The sequence below is a fragment of the Candidatus Profftella armatura (Diaphorina cf. continua) genome, from assembly GCF_016593155.1.
Taxonomy (GTDB): domain Bacteria; phylum Pseudomonadota; class Gammaproteobacteria; order Burkholderiales; family Burkholderiaceae; genus Profftella; species Profftella armatura_A.
In genome coordinates, this window is record NZ_AP023215.1 from 118,016 (window position 1) to 135,349 (window position 17,334).

The 17,334-nt window shown below is 28.9% G+C and carries 10 protein-coding genes and 3 rRNA genes; all 13 read left to right on the top strand.

Going from position 1 to position 17,334, the window contains the following annotated elements:
* Nucleotides 1-51: 51 nt before the first annotated feature.
* The 13 genes from nuoG (at nt 52) to JIC14_RS00665 (ending at nt 17,333) form a co-directional block, all read left to right on the top strand.
* Nucleotides 52-2,430, top strand: a complete 2,379-nt coding sequence (gene nuoG / locus JIC14_RS00605) for an NADH-quinone oxidoreductase subunit NuoG (protein WP_201329872.1) — start codon at nt 52-54, stop codon at nt 2,428-2,430.
* Entirely contained in the window at nt 2,427-3,458 is a 1,032-nt protein-coding gene (gene nuoH / locus JIC14_RS00610; RefSeq protein ID WP_201329873.1) for an NADH-quinone oxidoreductase subunit NuoH, read from the top strand. Before nuoG ends, nuoH begins: the two co-directional genes overlap by 4 nt.
* A gap of 48 nt (nt 3,459-3,506) precedes the next feature.
* A complete protein-coding gene (gene nuoI, locus JIC14_RS00615) occupies nt 3,507-3,995 on the top strand; it encodes an NADH-quinone oxidoreductase subunit NuoI (protein ID WP_201329874.1) in 489 nt (162 codons plus the stop codon).
* Between the two features lie 21 nt (nt 3,996-4,016).
* Nucleotides 4,017-4,622 carry an NADH-quinone oxidoreductase subunit J gene (locus JIC14_RS00620; RefSeq protein ID WP_201329875.1) on the top strand — a complete coding sequence of 202 codons (606 nt, stop codon included), beginning with the start codon at nt 4,017-4,019 and terminating at the stop codon, nt 4,620-4,622.
* 40 nt (nt 4,623-4,662) lie between these two features.
* Nucleotides 4,663-4,971, top strand: coding sequence for an NADH-quinone oxidoreductase subunit NuoK (gene nuoK, locus JIC14_RS00625; RefSeq protein WP_201329876.1), 309 nt, complete (start codon nt 4,663-4,665; stop codon nt 4,969-4,971).
* Between the two features lie 24 nt (nt 4,972-4,995).
* Nucleotides 4,996-6,990 carry an NADH-quinone oxidoreductase subunit L gene (gene nuoL / locus JIC14_RS00630; RefSeq protein ID WP_201329877.1) on the top strand — a complete coding sequence of 665 codons (1,995 nt, stop codon included), beginning with the start codon at nt 4,996-4,998 and terminating at the stop codon, nt 6,988-6,990.
* A gap of 15 nt (nt 6,991-7,005) precedes the next feature.
* Entirely contained in the window at nt 7,006-8,508 is a 1,503-nt protein-coding gene (locus JIC14_RS00635) for a complex I subunit 4 family protein (protein ID WP_201329878.1), read from the top strand.
* On the top strand, nt 8,498-9,982 hold the full coding sequence (locus JIC14_RS00640) for an NADH-quinone oxidoreductase subunit N (RefSeq protein ID WP_236584504.1): 1,485 nt from the start codon (nt 8,498-8,500) through the stop codon (nt 9,980-9,982). The genes JIC14_RS00635 and JIC14_RS00640 overlap by 11 nt, the downstream gene beginning before the upstream one ends.
* A gap of 374 nt (nt 9,983-10,356) precedes the next feature.
* A 16S ribosomal RNA gene (locus JIC14_RS00645) occupies nt 10,357-11,897 on the top strand.
* Between the two features lie 151 nt (nt 11,898-12,048).
* Nucleotides 12,049-14,940, top strand: a 23S ribosomal RNA gene (locus tag JIC14_RS00650).
* A gap of 72 nt (nt 14,941-15,012) precedes the next feature.
* Nucleotides 15,013-15,125 (top strand): 5S ribosomal RNA (rrf, locus tag JIC14_RS00655).
* The 16S, 23S and 5S rRNA genes sit together here, the layout of an rRNA operon.
* Before the next feature lie 99 nt (nt 15,126-15,224).
* Nucleotides 15,225-16,025: an inositol monophosphatase family protein gene (locus JIC14_RS00660; RefSeq protein ID WP_201329880.1), complete on the top strand. Its 801-nt coding sequence runs from the start codon at nt 15,225-15,227 to the stop codon at nt 16,023-16,025.
* Between the two features lie 27 nt (nt 16,026-16,052).
* Nucleotides 16,053-17,333, top strand: a complete 1,281-nt coding sequence (locus JIC14_RS00665; RefSeq protein ID WP_236584505.1) for a beta-ketoacyl synthase N-terminal-like domain-containing protein — start codon at nt 16,053-16,055, stop codon at nt 17,331-17,333.
* Nucleotide 17,334 lies beyond the last annotated feature (1 nt).

A 17,334-nucleotide genomic window follows, 5' to 3' on the forward strand; every position in this document is an offset into this window, starting at 1 on the left:
TTATTTATTAATTTAGTTTAATTATAAACTTAAACATTTAAAAATAAAATTATGATTGAAATTGAAATAGATGGAAAAAAAATAAATATTACTAAAAAAAGTATGATATTAGAGGTTGCAAATAAAATTGGTATTTATATTCCACATTTTTGTTATCATAAAAAATTAACTATTGCGGCAAATTGTAGAATGTGTTTAGTAGAAATAGAGGGGGTAAATAAGTTATTACCAGCTTGCGCAACTCAAGTTTCATCTGGAATGAAAATTCACACAATTAATAATAAAATAATAAAAGCACAACAAAATATCATGGAATTTTTACTTATCAATCATCCATTAGATTGCCCAATTTGTGATAAAGGAGGGGAATGTAAATTACAAGATTTTTCTGTTGAATATGGTAAATCTATTTCACGTTATAAAGAAGAAAAACGTTTAATCTCCCCTAAAAATGCAGGACCATTAATTTCAATGAAAGAAATGAATCGCTGCATTTATTGTAGTCGTTGTATTCGATTTGGAAAGGAAATTTCTGGTTTAATGGAATTAGGAATGATAGGACGAGGAGAAAATTCTAAAATTGTTACTTTTACTGGTGAATCTATTAATTCCGAATTATCTGGAAATATGATTGATTTATGTCCTGTTGGCGCATTAACATCAAAACCCTTTCGATATAAAATAAGAACTTGGGAATTATTAAATTATAAATCTATTAGCCCGCATGATAGCTTAGGATCTAATTTAAATATACATGTAAAAAAAAATAAAGTAATGAGAGTTTTACCATTAGAAAATGAAGAATTAAATGAATGCTGGATTTCTGATAGAGATCGTTTTTCTTATGAAGGACTTATTTCTTCTGATCGTTTAACCAATCCAATGATTAAAAAAAATAATAAATGGATCAAGGTAAGTTGGTTAATTGCATTAGAATATATTACAAAAAATTTACGGAATATTATAAAAAAATATGGTACTGATTCTATTGCTGCACTTACAACATCTATATCAACACTTGAAGAATTAATATTACTGCAAAAGATAATACGAGGACTAGGTTCTGAAAATATCGATTTTCGTTTACGACAGTTAGATTTTTCTTTAGACAATAAAATTATACCATGGCTTGGTATGTCAATTTCTGAATTATCTCAATTAAATCATGTTTTAATTATAGGATCTTTCTTAAGAAAAGATCATCCATTATTTGCCGCAAAATTACGCTATGCCGCTAAAAATGGAGCTTGTATTAATTTATTACATGCTACTGATGATGATTTATTAATGCCCATAACTAATAAAATTATTATAGAACCATCTAAATGGTTAGAAGCACTGAATCAAATAATTGTTTCTATTGCTATTAAAAAATCAATTGATATTCCTAATCATTTAAATAAAATAAAAATTTCAAAAATTTCCGAATTAATTGCCGATGATTTATTATCTAATGGATTAAAATCAGTATTACTTGGAAACACACTTACTCAACATCCAAACTCCTCTCAATTACACATCGCAGCACAATGGATTGCCACGAAAACTAATTCTAAATTTGGTTATTTTGTAGAAGGAGCTAATACTGTAGGCGGATATATAGCTAATGCTTTTCCAAATAAATATGGTATTAATGCTCATCAATTATTACACTTACCTAGAAAATCTTATTTATTACTTAATTCTGAATTACAACTTGATTGCGCTAATCCTCAAACAGCGTTAAATTCTTTAAAGCAAGCAAAATTAGTAATAATCATGTCACCATATAAACATAATTTAGATTATGCTAATGTATTATTGCCAATTTCCCCATTTACAGAAAATTCTGGAACCTTTATTAACGCAGAAGGTCGTATACAAAACTTCTCAAACGTAGTAAAACCATTAGGTAAAACACGACCCGCATGGGAGGTATTAAAGATATTAGGTAATTTATTAAAATTATCAAATTTTAATTATAATAGTTCACAAGAAATTTACAAAGATTTTATTAAAAATATTAATGATACAAAAAAAATAAAAAATCGTTTAAATAATATTGTTCCTAATTCAATTATAAATACTTTAATTAATAAATATAATTATACTTTATCAAAAAATTATACTTCAGAAACATTACTAAATAATCTTGAACGTATTTCTGATATACCAATTTATTTTACTGATTCTATTGTAAGAAGAGCATTATCTTTACAAAAAACTAATGATGCAAATATACCATTAGCTTGGATATCAAAAATGATATCACAAAAATTAAAAATAATTAAAAATGATCGCGTCAAAATTAGACAAGATCAATATAGCATCGAATTAAATGCTGCAATTGATGATAAATTACCAAATAATGTAATACGCATATCAACTGGTCATAATAGTACTATTACCTTAAATAAAATGTTTGGAAAAATTACATTGGAGAAAATATGATTTTTAATCAATATTTATTAGACTTTTTTCAACTTTTTTCTAAAATAATTTTAACTGTATTAATATTATTATTATCTGTAGCATATTTAACTTATTGGGAGCGCAAATTAATTGGATGGATGCATGTTCGAATTGGTCCTAATCGTGTTGGTTTTTTTGGTCTATTACAACCAATTGCTGATACATTAAAATTGCTTTTAAAAGAAATTACAGTACCCAAAAAAGCTAATAAATTTTTATTTTTTTTAGCCCCAATTATAAGCATAATGCCAGCAATAGCTGTTTGGTCTATAATTCCATTTAGCCCAGAACATGTATTTTCTAATATAAATTCTGGATTATTATTTATTATGACTATTACTTCAATAGAAATTTATGGCGTAATTATCGCTGGATGGTCTTCAAATTCAAAATATGCATTTCTTGGATCTATGCGAGCATCAGCTCAAATGATATCATATGAAATAGTAATGGGATTTTGTTTAGTTATTATACTTATGGTAACTGGAAGCTTAAATTTAACAAAAATAGTTATTAATCAAAATAATGGTTACTTTTCTAATATAGGTTTAAGTTTTTTATCATGGAATTGGTTGTCATTATTTCCAATTTTTATAATTTATATTATATCTTGTATCGCAGAAACGAATCGTCATCCATTTGATATAGTAGAAGGTGAATCAGAAATAGTTGCTGGGTATATGATTGAATATTCAGGAATGTCTTTTGCTATTTTTTTCTTAGCCGAATATGCTAATATGATTTTATCTGGAATATTAATATCTTTATTATTCTTAGGTGGATGGATAGCACCATTAAAAATATTAAATTTTATTCCATTTTGGATTTGGTTAGGAATTAAAACATTTTTTATTTTATTTATATTTATTTGGATTAGAGCATCATTGCCTCGTTATCGTTATGATCAAATTATGCGTTTAGGTTGGAAAATATTTATTCCAATAATTTTATTTTTTCTAATTATTTACGCATTCTGGATTAAAAGCCCTTTAAATATTTGGAAATAAAATATTTATCCCCCCCCTTGATGAACTTTTATAAATTATATAAATAAAATGAAAATAATTAAAAATTTTTTAAAAAGTATAATGCTAATTGAATTAATTAAAGGATTAATATTAACTGGACGTTACTTATTTTCAAAAAAAATTACGATTCAATACCCAGAAGAAAAAACACCACAATCTCCACGTTTTCGTGGATTACATGCATTACGCCGTTACCCAAATGGTGAAGAACGCTGTATTGCTTGTAAATTATGCGAAACTATTTGTCCTGCTATGGCTATTACAATTGAATCTGAAGAACGATTTGATGGTTCAAGACGAACTAAACGTTATGATATTGATTTAACTAAATGTATCTTTTGTGGATTATGCGAAGAATCTTGCCCAGTTGATTCAATTGTTGAAACACATATTATAGAATATTATGGGGAAAAACGTAATGATTTATATTATACAAAAGAAATGTTATTAAAAATCGGTGATAAATATGAAAAAGAGATTTCAAAAACAAAAACTCTAGATTCATTATATCGTTAATTAAACTCAAAATAAAAAATTATGGAACTTAAAAGCATCTTATTTTACATATTAAGTATAATAACAATAATATCCTCACTATGTATTGGAATTGTTAAAAATGTAGTGCATTCCGCGTTATTTTTAATGCTTTCTTTTTTTTCTTCTGCTGGTTTATGGGCACTCTTAAATGCTGAATTTTTATCGCTTATATTAATACTTATTTACGTTGGTGCCATCATGATATTATTTTTATTTATAATCATGATGCTAGACTTAAATATTTATAAAAATCATAAAAATTTATTAAAATTTTTAATATTAGTAGTAATATTAGGTTTCTTAATGACATTTAAAATTATAAAAACATTACTTAATGGATTTTTAGTGAATAATTTTTGTAAAAAAAAAATATTAATAACTTCAAATACTATTGGCTCTATCAAAGAACTTGGTATCTTAATTTATACTAAATATATATATATATTTGAAATTGCTTCTGTAATTTTGCTAGCAACAACAATTTCTGTTACTATACTTACATTACGCTCTCGAAAAGATAGAAAATATTATTCATCTTCCGATGCAATTAAAGTTCAGCCTAGTGATCGAATTCGTGTTATAAAAATGAAATCTGAAAATAATTAAATTTTTATTTTTTAAAATAATAGTATAAAAAAGGTAATATATGATTCTTTCTCTTATGCATTATTTAATTTTAAGTGCTATATTATTTACAATTTCTATTATTGGTATTCTTATGAATCACGAAAATATTATAATTTTTTTAATGGAAATAGAAATAATGTTATTATCTATTAATACTAATTTAATTGCTTTTTCAGATTATCATAATAATTCAGATGGAATGATTTTTGTATTTTTTATTCTTACTATGGCTGCAGCAGAATCAGCTATAGGTTTTGCTATTTTAATAATACTATTTCGTCATTTTAAAACTATTAATATAAACTTTTTTAAAAATCTTAAAGATTAATTTTAATAATAATAGGAAATTTATATGATTAAACCACTTAATCCAATTTTTTTTCTATCTCCTCTCATAATTATATTATTTGGATCTATAATTACTGGTTTATTTGGAACAAAGTTTTTTAATAATCTTATTGGACGTAAAATATCTCATTCAATAACAATATTTTGTATATTAATAGCTTTTTTTGGATCAATTATTACTCTTAAAAAAATAATAATTAATAATTTTATCTATAATTACAATTTGTACACTTTATTAATTTTTTCCGATATAAAACTAGAAATTGGTTTTTTAATAGATCATCTTACGGTATTAATGATGTGTATAATAACTTTTATATCATTAATAGTTCATATATATTCCATTCATTATATGAAAAAAGATTCTGGTTATAATCGTTTTTTTTCATATATTTCTTTATTTACATTTTCTATGCTTTTATTAGTAATGAGTAATAATCTTTTTCAATTATTTTTGGGATGGGAAATGGTTGGTATGGTATCATATTTACTAATTGGTTTTTGGTATGATAAACCCCTAGCAATTACCGCAAATTTAAAAGCTTTTTTAATTAATAGAATAGGTGATGTTGGATTAATTCTTGGAATTTGTCTCTTATTTAATTATATTGGTAGCATGAATTATATTAAAATATTTTCGTGTAGTGCAAATATAGCATATTTAAATTTACCTAATACAAATTGTATGTTAATTACTATTATTTGTATTTGTTTATTTATAGGAGCTATAGCTAAATCAGCTCAATTTCCATTACATACTTGGTTACCAGATTCTATGGAAGGCCCTACTCCAGCATCTGCATTAATTCATGCAGCAACCATGGTAACTGCAGGTATTTTTATAATAACAAGAATGTCACCTTTATTTGAGTTATCAAATACCGCATTATCAATAATTTTATTTATTGGCGCAATTACTGCTTTTTTTATGGGGTTATTGGGCATTATTCAAAATGACATTAAACGTATTATTGCATATTCCACGCTATCTCAATTAGGTTATATGACCGTTGGATTAGGTGCATCCGCATATACAATTAGTATATTTCACTTAATGACGCATGCTTTTTTTAAAGCTTTATTATTTTTAGCAGCTGGTTCTATTATTATAAATATGAAACATAACCAAGATATTCGTAAAATGGGAGGACTTTATAAATACATGCCAATTACCTGTATTACATCACTAATTGGTTTATTATCATTAGTTGGAGCTCCATTTTTTTCTGGTTTTTATTCAAAGGACAGTATTATTAATGCCACTTATTTTAGCCAAATAACTGGATCTAAATTTGCTTATTTTTTATTATTAATTAGTGTATTTATTACTTCTTTTTATTCTTTTAGAATGTATTTTTTAATATTTTTTGGTAAAGAAAATTTTAAAAATATAAAAAATTTCCCTATAAAAAAAAAACCTAATGAATTATCATTTTCAATACTTTTTTCACTAATTATATTATCAATTCCATCTATATTAATAGGTTTTTTTTCTATAAAAAAATTTTTGTGTAAATCTTTTTTTAAAAATATTATTGTTATTAATCAATCACATTATGCATTAGAAAAATTACGCAATGAATATCAATCTCCCTTAAAAATGGTTTTTCAATCCATAAATAATCCAATATTATGGTTATCAATTTTTGGTTTTATATCCGCATATTATATATATATAGTAAATCCAAAAGTACGTATTATTATAAAACGATATTTTTATTGGTTCTATATATTAATGGATAATCAATATTATATAAACAAAATTAATGAAATAATATTTATTAAAAATACATATTTATTCGGAAATTTTTTATGGAATTTTATTGATAAATTTTTAATTGATGAATTAATTATTAATAATATTACAAAAATTATTATTAAAATTTCTAAAACTATTAAATTTTTTCAATCTGGTTATCTATATCATTATATATTTACAGTAATTATTACTTTTCTAGGTTTTCTTATATATTTTATACCCTTTTCAATTAATAAATAATTAAATTATTTAATAATGTTATTATCAACTTTTCCAATTCTTAGTATTTCTATTTGGACTCCAATTGTATGCGGTTTATTAATTTTTACAATTTTTCGTAATAAAAATTCACAATTAATACGTATTTTATCATTAATTTCCGCATTATTTAGTTTTTTTATAACTCTTCCAATATTTAAATATTTTAATATTCAATTCCATGGAATTCAATTTATAGAAAAAAAAATATGGATTGATTATTTTAATATTTATTATTTTATTGGTATTGATGGTTTATCATTGTGGTTTATACCTTTAACTGCGTTTATTACACTTATAATTATTTTAATTAGTTTAGATATTAAAAAAAAATCAGCAGAATATATGAGTGCTTTTCTTATTTTATCTGGATTAATAATTGGTGCATTTTGCGCGTTAGATGGAATGTTATTTTACATATTTTTTGAGGCAACACTTATCCCGATATTTATTATTATTGGTACTTGGGGTGGTAGTAATCGTTCATATGCTGCAATTAAATTTTTTTTATATACATTAATGGGTTCACTATTAATGTTAATATCAATAATATACTTATATTTTATTTCAAATAAATCTTTTAATATTTTAATCTGGCATCAATTACCAATTACTAAAATTGAGCAAATTTGGTTATTTATTACTTTTTTTATTGCATTTTCCATTAAAATACCAATATGGCCAATGCATACATGGTTACCAGATGCTCATGTCGAAGCCCCAACAGAAGGTTCAGTAATTTTAGCTGCAATTATGTTAAAATTAGGTTGCTATGGCTTACTTAGATTTTCTTTACCAATTTTTCCAGATGCAAGTTATTATTTTTCTAACTTTATAATTACCTTATCCTTAATTTCAATAATTTATATTAGTTTAATAGCCATAGTACAAATAGATATAAAAAAATTAATTGCATATTCATCAATTGCACATATGGGATTTGTTATTTTGGGTATTTTTATGTTGACTAAAATTGGTATACAAGGCGCAATTATACAAATGATTTCACATGCCCTTATATCCAGCGCAATGTTTATATCAATTGGTTTTCTATATAATCAAATACACACTAGATTAATTTCTAATTTTGGGGGAATAGTAAATGTTATACCACATTTTTCTGTATTTTTTATTATATTTTCATTAGCTAATTGTAGTTTACCAGGAACTTCTGGTTTTATTGGTGAATTTATGATAATTTTAAGTGTAGTAAAATTTAATTTTTGGATAGGCGCATTAACCGCTACCGCACTTATATTTAGCGCAGCATATTCTTTGCTCTTATCAAAGAATATAATATTTGGTACAATTACTAATAATAAAATAATAAAATTAACTAATTTTAATAAACGAGAATTTTTAATACTAGGATTATTTATAATTTTAATAATTTTTATTGGTTTATATCCTAAACCAATAGTTAATTCAATGAAAGTATCGATTTCTGATTTACTCAAACATGTTGTTATATCAAAAATTAACTACAATAATGATAAATAATTTAAACTTTTTCCATTTTAATAATATAATAGCCTATTATCCGGAAGTGTTTTTATTTATTTCTACTTCTATAATTTTGTTTATTAATATATTTTTACCTAATAATAAAAGTACTTTTACCTATTTTTCTTCTTTATTAATATTACTTATTTGTTTTATTTTAAGTTTAATAAATTTTAATAATTTTAAAATTTATGCTTTAAGCAATATGTTTATATTGGATCCATTGTCTTCATTAACAAAATTAACACTATATATAATAATATCATTAATTTTAATTTATTCTCGATTATTTTTAATAAAAAAAAAGATTACATTATTTAATAATGAATTTTATTTACTAATATTATTTTCAGTATTAGGTCAAATGATTATGATTTCAGGTAATAATTTATTAAGTATTTATCTTGGTCTAGAATTAATGTCATTAACCTTATGTGTATTAATTGCTTCACAAAAAAATGATATATTTTCCTCAGAAGCTGCTATTAAATATTTTATATTAGGAATATTATCATCTGGATTTATGTTATATGGAATTTCTATATTATATGGAATAACAGGAACACTTGAATTACCATCCATATTTAACATTATTAGATTAAATAATATTAATTACAATATTTTAACACTTAGTTTACTGCTAATTATAGTAGGTTTAAGTTTTAAATTAGGCATATCACCTTTTCATATGTGGGTTCCAGATGTATATCAAGGAACATCAATTATTATAACTCTTTTACTTAGCACTGCTCCAAAATTATCATTATTTGTAGTAATTTATCGTTTATTAATTGAATGCTTATTACCGCTAATAATTAATTGGCAAAAAATATTATTAATATTAGCAATTTTTTCTTTAATTATCGGAAATATTGCCGCAATTACACAATATAATTTTAAGCGCATGATAGCTTATTCTAGTATTGCACATATGGGATTTATGTTATTTTCTATAATATCTATTAAAAAATCATATAATAATTTAATTACATTCAATTCTTGTGATTCAGGTTTATTTTATATTATTACTTATGTATTTGCTATCTTAGGTGCTTTTGGTGTAGTAATTTTATTAAAAAATAATACTAATAATAAAACTAGCGAATTAGAAATTTTTATAGGATTACATAAAAGAGATCCATGGTGCGCTCTCATTATGATGATTTTTATGTTTTCATTAGCAGGGCTACCCCCTACTATTGGTTTTTACGCTAAATTTTTTATTTTGGAAAAAATATTCGGAACTCAAAAAATTTGGCTATTATTATTAATTATCATGCTTTCACTAATTGGTACATTTTATTATCTACGTATTATTAAATTAATGTATTTTGACAATACTATTGAAAAAACAAAATTAGCAATTAATTTTAATATAAAGATATTACTTAGTATTAATGCATTTCTTTTATTAATTTTTGGTTTATATCCAAATTTTTTAATAAATTTTTCTGAAAAATTATTTATATAAAATTTTTTAAAAATTTAATATTTTCATATAAATTAGAAAATAGATATACATAAATTAATCAATAATAGATTGTTATAATAAATATATAAATTAATTATAATTAAATTTATAAAAATTTTATAAATTTAATTGACAAAATACATAACTTTTATTTAAAATAATAAATTGTTAAAAAAGTTAAATATTTTATACTATATTTCTTTATATAGTAAGCTCTTTAAAAATTAATAATCGATAAATGTGGGCGTCTAATTCAGATGCAACGATATGAATTAAAACCTAAAAGTTTTAACAAGATCGTTATTTAAGTTTGTGTATTACATGCTAATTAAATTAAATTAGCAAAAATTAAAAATAAATTATTTTTAATTTTGAATTGGAAGAGTTTGATCCTAGCTCAGATTGAACGCTGGCGGCATGCTTTACACATGCAAGTCGAACGGTAACAGAGATTTATCTGCTGACGAGTGGCGAACGGGTGAGTAATATATCGGAACGTACCCTTAAGTGGGGGATAACTAGTTGAAAAATTAGCTAATACCGCATACAAATCTAACGATGAAAATGGGGGATTTTTAGTATTTTTAAAAACCTCATGCTTTTGGATCGGCCGATATCTGATTAGTTAGTTGGTGGGGTAAAGGCCTACCAAGACCACGATCAGTAGCTGGTCTGAGAGGACGATCAGCCACACTGGGACTGAGACACGGCCCAGACTCCTACGGGAGGCAGCAGTGGGGAATTTTGGACAATGGGCGAAAGCCTGATCCAGCAATGCCGCGTGAGTGAAGAAGGCCCTAGGGTTGTAAAGCTCTTTTATCAGGAAAGAAACAAATTAATATAATACATTAATTTAATGACGGTACCTGAAGAATAAGCACCGGCTAACTACGTGCCAGCAGCCGCGGTAATACGTAGGGTGCGAGCGTTAATCGGAATTACTGGGCGTAAAGCGTACGCAGGCGGTTTTGTAAGACAGATGTGAAATGCCCGGGCTCAACCTTGGAATTGCATTTGTGACTGCAAAACTAGAGTGTGTCAGAGGGAGATAGAATTCCACATGTAGCAGTGAAATGCGTAGATATGTGGAGGAATACCGATGGCGAAGGCAATCTCCTGGGATAACACTGACGCTCATGTACGAAAGCGTGGGGAGCAAACAGGATTAGATACCCTGGTAGTCCACGCCGTAAACGATGTCTACTAGTTGTTGGATCTTAATTGATTTAGTAACGTAGCTAACGCGTGAAGTAGACCGCCTGGGGAGTACGGTCGCAAGATTAAAACTCAAAGGAATTGACGGGGACCCGCACAAGCGGTGGATGATGTGGATTAATTCGATGCAACGCGAAAAACCTTACCTACCCTTGACATGTTAGAAACTATAAAGAAATTTATAGGTGCTCGAAAGAGAATCTAAACACAGGTGCTGCATGGCTGTCGTCAGCTCGTGTCGTGAGATGTTGGGTTAAGTTCCGCAACGAGCGCAACCCTTATTATTAGTTGCTACGAAAGAGCACTCTAATGAAACTGCCGGTGACAAACCGGAGGAAGGTGGGGATGACGTCAAGTCCTCATGGCCTTTATGGGTAGGGCTTCACACGTCATACAATGGTACATACAAAGGGCCGCTAATCTGCAAAGAGGAGCTAATCCCAAAAAGTGTATCGTAGTCCGGATTGGAGTCTGCAACTCGACTCCATGAAGTCGGAATCGCTAGTAATCGCGGATCAGCATGTCGCGGTGAATACGTTCCCGGGTCTTGTACACACCGCCCGTCACACCATGGGAGCAGGTTTTACCAGAAGTGAGTAGCTTAACCGTAAGGATGGCGCTTACCACGGTAAGATTTGTGACTGGGGTGAAGTCGTAACAAGGTAGCCGTATCGGAAGGTGCGGCTGGATCACCTCCTTTCTAGAGTATGCATCAAAAATTAGGCGCTCACATTTATCGGTTTTTAATAAAATTTAATAAAAATTAAATTTATTAAGTTTATGTTCTTTAAAAATTTAAAAATAATATTCTTTTTATTTAAAATTATTTTAAAAAGAATCTAATGTTATAGGGACAAGTAAATAAGTGCACATGGTGAATGCCTTGGCGATTACAGGCGATGAAGGACGTAGTAGCTTGCGATAAGCCGCGGTGAGCTGGGCAGACGCGCTTTGATCCGCGGATTTCCGAATGGGAAAACCCATCTTTATTCATAAAGATATTGCATATTGAATACATAGATATGTAAAGCTAACGTAGCGAACTAAAACATTTCAGTAGCTATAGGAAAAGAAATCAATAGAGATTCCCAAAGTAGTGGCGAGCGAAATGGGAAAAGCTTGCAAAATTTAATATTATTAATAGTAGAAAGCTATGGAAAGAGCTGCCATAGAAGGTGATAGCCCATTATATTAAATTTATAATATGAAACTAAGTTTGCAAAAAAGTAGGACGAGACACGTGTAATCTTGTCTGAATAAGGGGGGACCATCCTCCAAAGCTAAATACTCGTAATCGACCGATAGTGAATTAGTACCGTGAGGGAAAGGTGAAAAGAACCCCTGGAGGGGAGTGAAATAGATTCTGAAACCATGTGCATACAAACAGTAGGAGCAGATTTATTCTGTGACTGCGTACCTTTTGTATAATGGGTCAGCGACTTATATTCAGTGGCAAGCTTAACCGAAAATAGGGGAGGCGCAGAGAAATCGAGTCCGAATAGGGCGAATTAGTCTCTGGATATAGACCCGAAACCAAGTGATCTACTTATGGCCAGATTGAAAGTGCGGTAACACGTACTGGAGGATCGAACCCACTAATGTTGAAAAATTAGGGGATGAGCTGTGAGTAGGGGTGAAAGGCCAAACAAACTTGGAAATAGCTGGTTCTCTCCGAAAACTATTTAGGTAGTGCCTTAAGTATTACCATTGGGGGTAGAGCACTGTTATGGCTAGGGGGTTATCATGACTTACTAAACCATTGCAAACTCCGAATACCAATGAAGTATTAGCTTAGGAGACAGACGCCGGGTGCTAACGTCCGACGTCAAGAGGGAAACAACCCAGACCGCCAGCTAAGGTCCCTAAGATTGGCTAAGTGGAAAACGAAGTGGGGGGGCTAAGACAGTCAGGAAGTTGGCTTAGAAGCAGCCATCTTTTAAAGAAAGCGTAATAGCTCACTGATCAAGTCGTCCTGCGCGGAAAATGTAACGGGGCTAAGCCAATCACCGAAGCTGCGGATATCAATTTAATTGATATGGTAGGAGAGCGTTCTGTAAATCTGTGAAGGTATTTTGTAAAAAATACTGGAGATATCAGAAGTGCGAATGCTGACATGAGTAACGATAATGAAGGTGAAAAACCTTCACGCCGTAAGCCTAAGGTTTCCTGTTCAACGTTAATCGGAGCAGGGTTAGTCGGCCCCTAAGGTGAGGCAGAAATGCGTAATCGATGGGAAAAAGGTTAATATTCCTTTACCTATTTTAGGTGCGATAGGGGGGACGAATTATTTAAAATTGTCCAGGTGTTGGAAGTCCTGGTATCTATATTGTAGAAGGTTATTAGGAAAATCCGGTAACATAATTCAAGGATATGGATCAAGTGATATTTTTCATAAAGCAATTGGAAGTAGTTCCAAGAAAAGCCTCTAAGCTTCAGTCTAAAAAAGACCGTACTATAAACCGACACAGGTGGGCGAGATGAATATTCTAAGGCGCTTGAGAGAACTCGAGAGAAGGAACTCGGCAAATTTGTACCGTAACTTCGGAATAAGGTACACCTGATTATTTTAACTAGTTTAACACTAGAAGGATGAAAAGGTTGCAATAAAATGGTGGCTGCGACTGTTTAATAAAAACATAGCACTATGCAAACATGAAAATGGACGTATATGGTGTGACTCCTGCCCGGTGCTGGAAGATTAAATGAGGGAGTGAAAGCTCTTGATTGAAGTCCCAGTAAACGGCGGCCGTAACTATAACGGTCCTAAGGTAGCGAAATTCCTTGTCGGGTAAGTTCCGACCTGCACGAATGGAGTAACGATGGCCACACTGTCTCCTCTCGAGACTCAGTGAAATTGAAATGTTTGTGATGATGCAAACTACCCGCGGCTAGACGGAAAGACCCCATGAACCTTTACTGTAACTTTATATTGAATTTTGAATAAAACTGTGTAGAATAGGTGGGAGACTATGAAGTATAAGCGCTAGCTTGTATGGAGTCATCCTTGAAATACCACCCTGGTTTATTTGAAATTCTAATCTTAAACCGTTATCCGGTTTGGAGACAATGTATGGTGGGCAGTTTGACTGGGGCGGTCTCCTCCTAAAGAGTAACGGAGGAGTTCTAAGGTACGCTAAGTACGGTCGGAAATCGTACTAATAGTGCAATGGCATAAGCGTGCTTAACTGCGAGACTGACAAGTCGAGCAGATACGAAAGTAGGACATAGTGATCCGATAGTTCTGTATGGAAGGGCTATCGCTCAACGAATAAAAGGTACTCTGGGGATAACAGGCTGATTCCTCCCAAGAGTTCATATCGACGGGGGAGTTTGGCACCTCGATGTCGGCTCATCACATCCTGGGGCTGCAGTAGGTCCCAAGGGTATGGCTGTTCGCCATTTAAAGTGGTACGTGAGCTGGGTTTAAAACGTCGTGAGACAGTTTGGTCCCTATCTGCCGTGGGCGCTGGAAATTTGAAAGGAGCTGCTCCTAGTACGAGAGGACCGGAGTGGACGAACCTCTGGTGCACCGGTTGTCACGCCAGTGGCATAGCCGGGTAGCTAAGTTCGGAAAAGATAACCGCTGAAAGCATCTAAGCGGGAAGCTTGCCTTAAGATAAGATTTCCCGGGATGAAAATTTCCCCTAAAGGGTCGTTCAAGACTAGAACGTTGATAGGTCAGATGTGGAAGTACAGTAATGTATTAAGCTAACTGATACTAATTGCCCGTGAGACTTGTCCCTATAACATTAGAGTCTTTTAAAAATAATGCATAAAATTAAATTTTTTTAAAATTAAAAAAATTTAATTTTATGCCTGATGACAATAGCAAATTGGTACCACCCCTTTCCATCTCGAACAGGACCGTGAAACGATTTTGCGCCGATGATAGTGCTGAAACCAGTGTGAAAGTAGGTTATCGTCAGGCTTTAAAAAAAATTTTAAAAGCTCAAAATTTTGAGCTTTTAAAATTTTGAATAAACTTATAAAAACATATTATTTTTAAATATATAAAAGTAAAAATATTATGTATAATAATCCAATTATCAATACAGCAATTAAAGCTGTACGAAAAAGCGCTCTAATAATTAATAGAGGATCACTCGAATTAGAAACTATTAAATTTGAAAAAAAAAAATATGAAAATTTTGTTTCTAATATTAATAAAGCATCTGAAAAAATTATTACTGAAATTCTAATTAATACATATCCTTCTTATGCTCTTTTAATTAAAAAATCAAATTATTTAACAGATTTTAAAAATGAAAATATTTGGATAATAGATCCTCTTGATAATACCACAAATTTCGCTCATAATTTTCCTCAATATTGTATTTCAATAGCCTTAAAACAAAAAAAACAAATTACTCATGCAGTAATTTATGATCCAATTAGAAATGATTTATTTACTGCCATTAAAGGTTGTGGTGCCTATTTAAATGAAAAACGTATTCGTGTTAATAAAAGAAATAAAATTAATGACTCATTAATTGGTACTGATTTTTCGTTTAAAAAAAAAATAAATCTAAAATCACTATTAGAATTTGAGGAATATACAAAAATATTTCAAATTATTACTAAATGTAAAAATTTAAGAAATATAGGAGTTTCCTCTCTTAATTTAGCTTATGTTGCCTCTGGAAAATTAGATGGTTTTTTTGAAAAAGGATTAATGCCATGGAATATTGCATCTGGTTCTTTATTAATAATTGAATCAGGAGGAATAATTAGTAATTTTAAAGGAGAAAAAGATTATTTATATACTGGTGACATAATTGCTGGAAATCAAAAAATATTTTCACAAATTATTTCATTAATTAATTCTTAATTATTTTAATAAAATTAAAAAATTTTTATGATTGAAAAATCAAATATATATATATCTGGAATGGGAATTATATCAGCAATTGGATCTGATGTATCATCATTTTCAAATTCATTAATAAAAGGAAAATCTGGTATTGATTATGAAATTAATAATACTAGCTCTAATTTTTCTAAAAATATTATTGCAAAGATCAATAATTTTAATCTTGAAAATTCATTAAAAAAAATTACTGATCTTTCAAAAAAAAAAAAAGAATTTATTTTACATATCTCAAAAAGATCTCCATTTTTTATACAAACATCTATAATTGCTGCATTACAAGCTTGGTACCATTCAAAACTACACAAAAAAAAATACAAAATTTTACCAGAACGTATAGGATTAATTATAGCGGGACATAATACAACTCAAAATTATCAATACTCGTTATATCCCGAATTCTTAAAAAAACCAGAATATCTTTCTCCTCGCTATGCTATCCAATTTATGGATAGCAATCAAATTGGCATACTTAGTGAAATATTTAATATTCGTGGAGAAGGTTTTATCACTGGCGGAGCATCAGCATCAGGAAATATTGGAATTATACATGGAATGCGTTTAATTCAAAATGATATTGTTGATGCTTGTTTAATTATTAGCGCAATGACAGATCTTTCCCCCATGGAAATTCAGGCATTTCGCGTAATTGGAGCAATGGGAGGGAAAAAATTTTATAATTTTCCAAAAAAAACTTGTAGACCTTTTGATAAACTAGCAGAAGGATTTATTTATGGACAAGCATCAGCTGCACTTCTGTTAGAAGGTAATAAAAATATAAAAAATTATAACAAACCGTATTTAGCGCGTTTATTAGGGGGAGCTATTAATTTACATGCCACGGCATCTGCTGAACCAGATTTAAAAAATGAAATTAATGTAATGAATTCTGCTTTAAAACAGAGTGGTTTAAAAAAAAATATGATAGATTATTTAAATACACATGGCAGTAGTTCACCATTAGGTGATAAAATAGAAATATCAGCGATTAAAAAAGTATACAAAAATCATTTTACAAAACTTTGGTTAAATTCAACAAAAAGTTTAACTGGTCATTGTTTATATTCTGCAGGTATAGTGGAAATAATTGCATCTATAATTCAAATGAAAAAAAAATTTATTCATCCTAATTTAAATTTAGAATTTCCAATTAATAATCAAGCAAAATTTTCCGGAAAAAAATCTATACCTATAAATATTAATAATATAATGAGTAATTCCTTTGGATTCAGTGGTATTAATAGTAGCATTATTTTATGTAAAAAATAAA

Excerpts from the sequence above, each read along its gene's own strand:
- nuoG (WP_201329872.1), top strand. The coding sequence starts at position 52 with ATGATTGAAATTGAAATAGATGGAAAAAAAATAAATATTACTAAAAAA.
- nuoH (WP_201329873.1), top strand. The coding sequence starts at position 2,427 with ATGATTTTTAATCAATATTTATTAGACTTTTTTCAACTTTTTTCTAAA.
- nuoI (WP_201329874.1), top strand. The coding sequence starts at position 3,507 with ATGAAAATAATTAAAAATTTTTTAAAAAGTATAATGCTAATTGAATTA.
- JIC14_RS00620 (WP_201329875.1), top strand. The coding sequence starts at position 4,017 with ATGGAACTTAAAAGCATCTTATTTTACATATTAAGTATAATAACAATA.
- nuoK (WP_201329876.1), top strand. The coding sequence starts at position 4,663 with ATGATTCTTTCTCTTATGCATTATTTAATTTTAAGTGCTATATTATTT.
- nuoL (WP_201329877.1), top strand. The coding sequence starts at position 4,996 with ATGATTAAACCACTTAATCCAATTTTTTTTCTATCTCCTCTCATAATT.
- JIC14_RS00635 (WP_201329878.1), top strand. The coding sequence starts at position 7,006 with ATGTTATTATCAACTTTTCCAATTCTTAGTATTTCTATTTGGACTCCA.
- JIC14_RS00640 (WP_236584504.1), top strand. The coding sequence starts at position 8,498 with ATGATAAATAATTTAAACTTTTTCCATTTTAATAATATAATAGCCTAT.
- JIC14_RS00660 (WP_201329880.1), top strand. The coding sequence starts at position 15,225 with ATGTATAATAATCCAATTATCAATACAGCAATTAAAGCTGTACGAAAA.
- JIC14_RS00665 (WP_236584505.1), top strand. The coding sequence starts at position 16,053 with ATGATTGAAAAATCAAATATATATATATCTGGAATGGGAATTATATCA.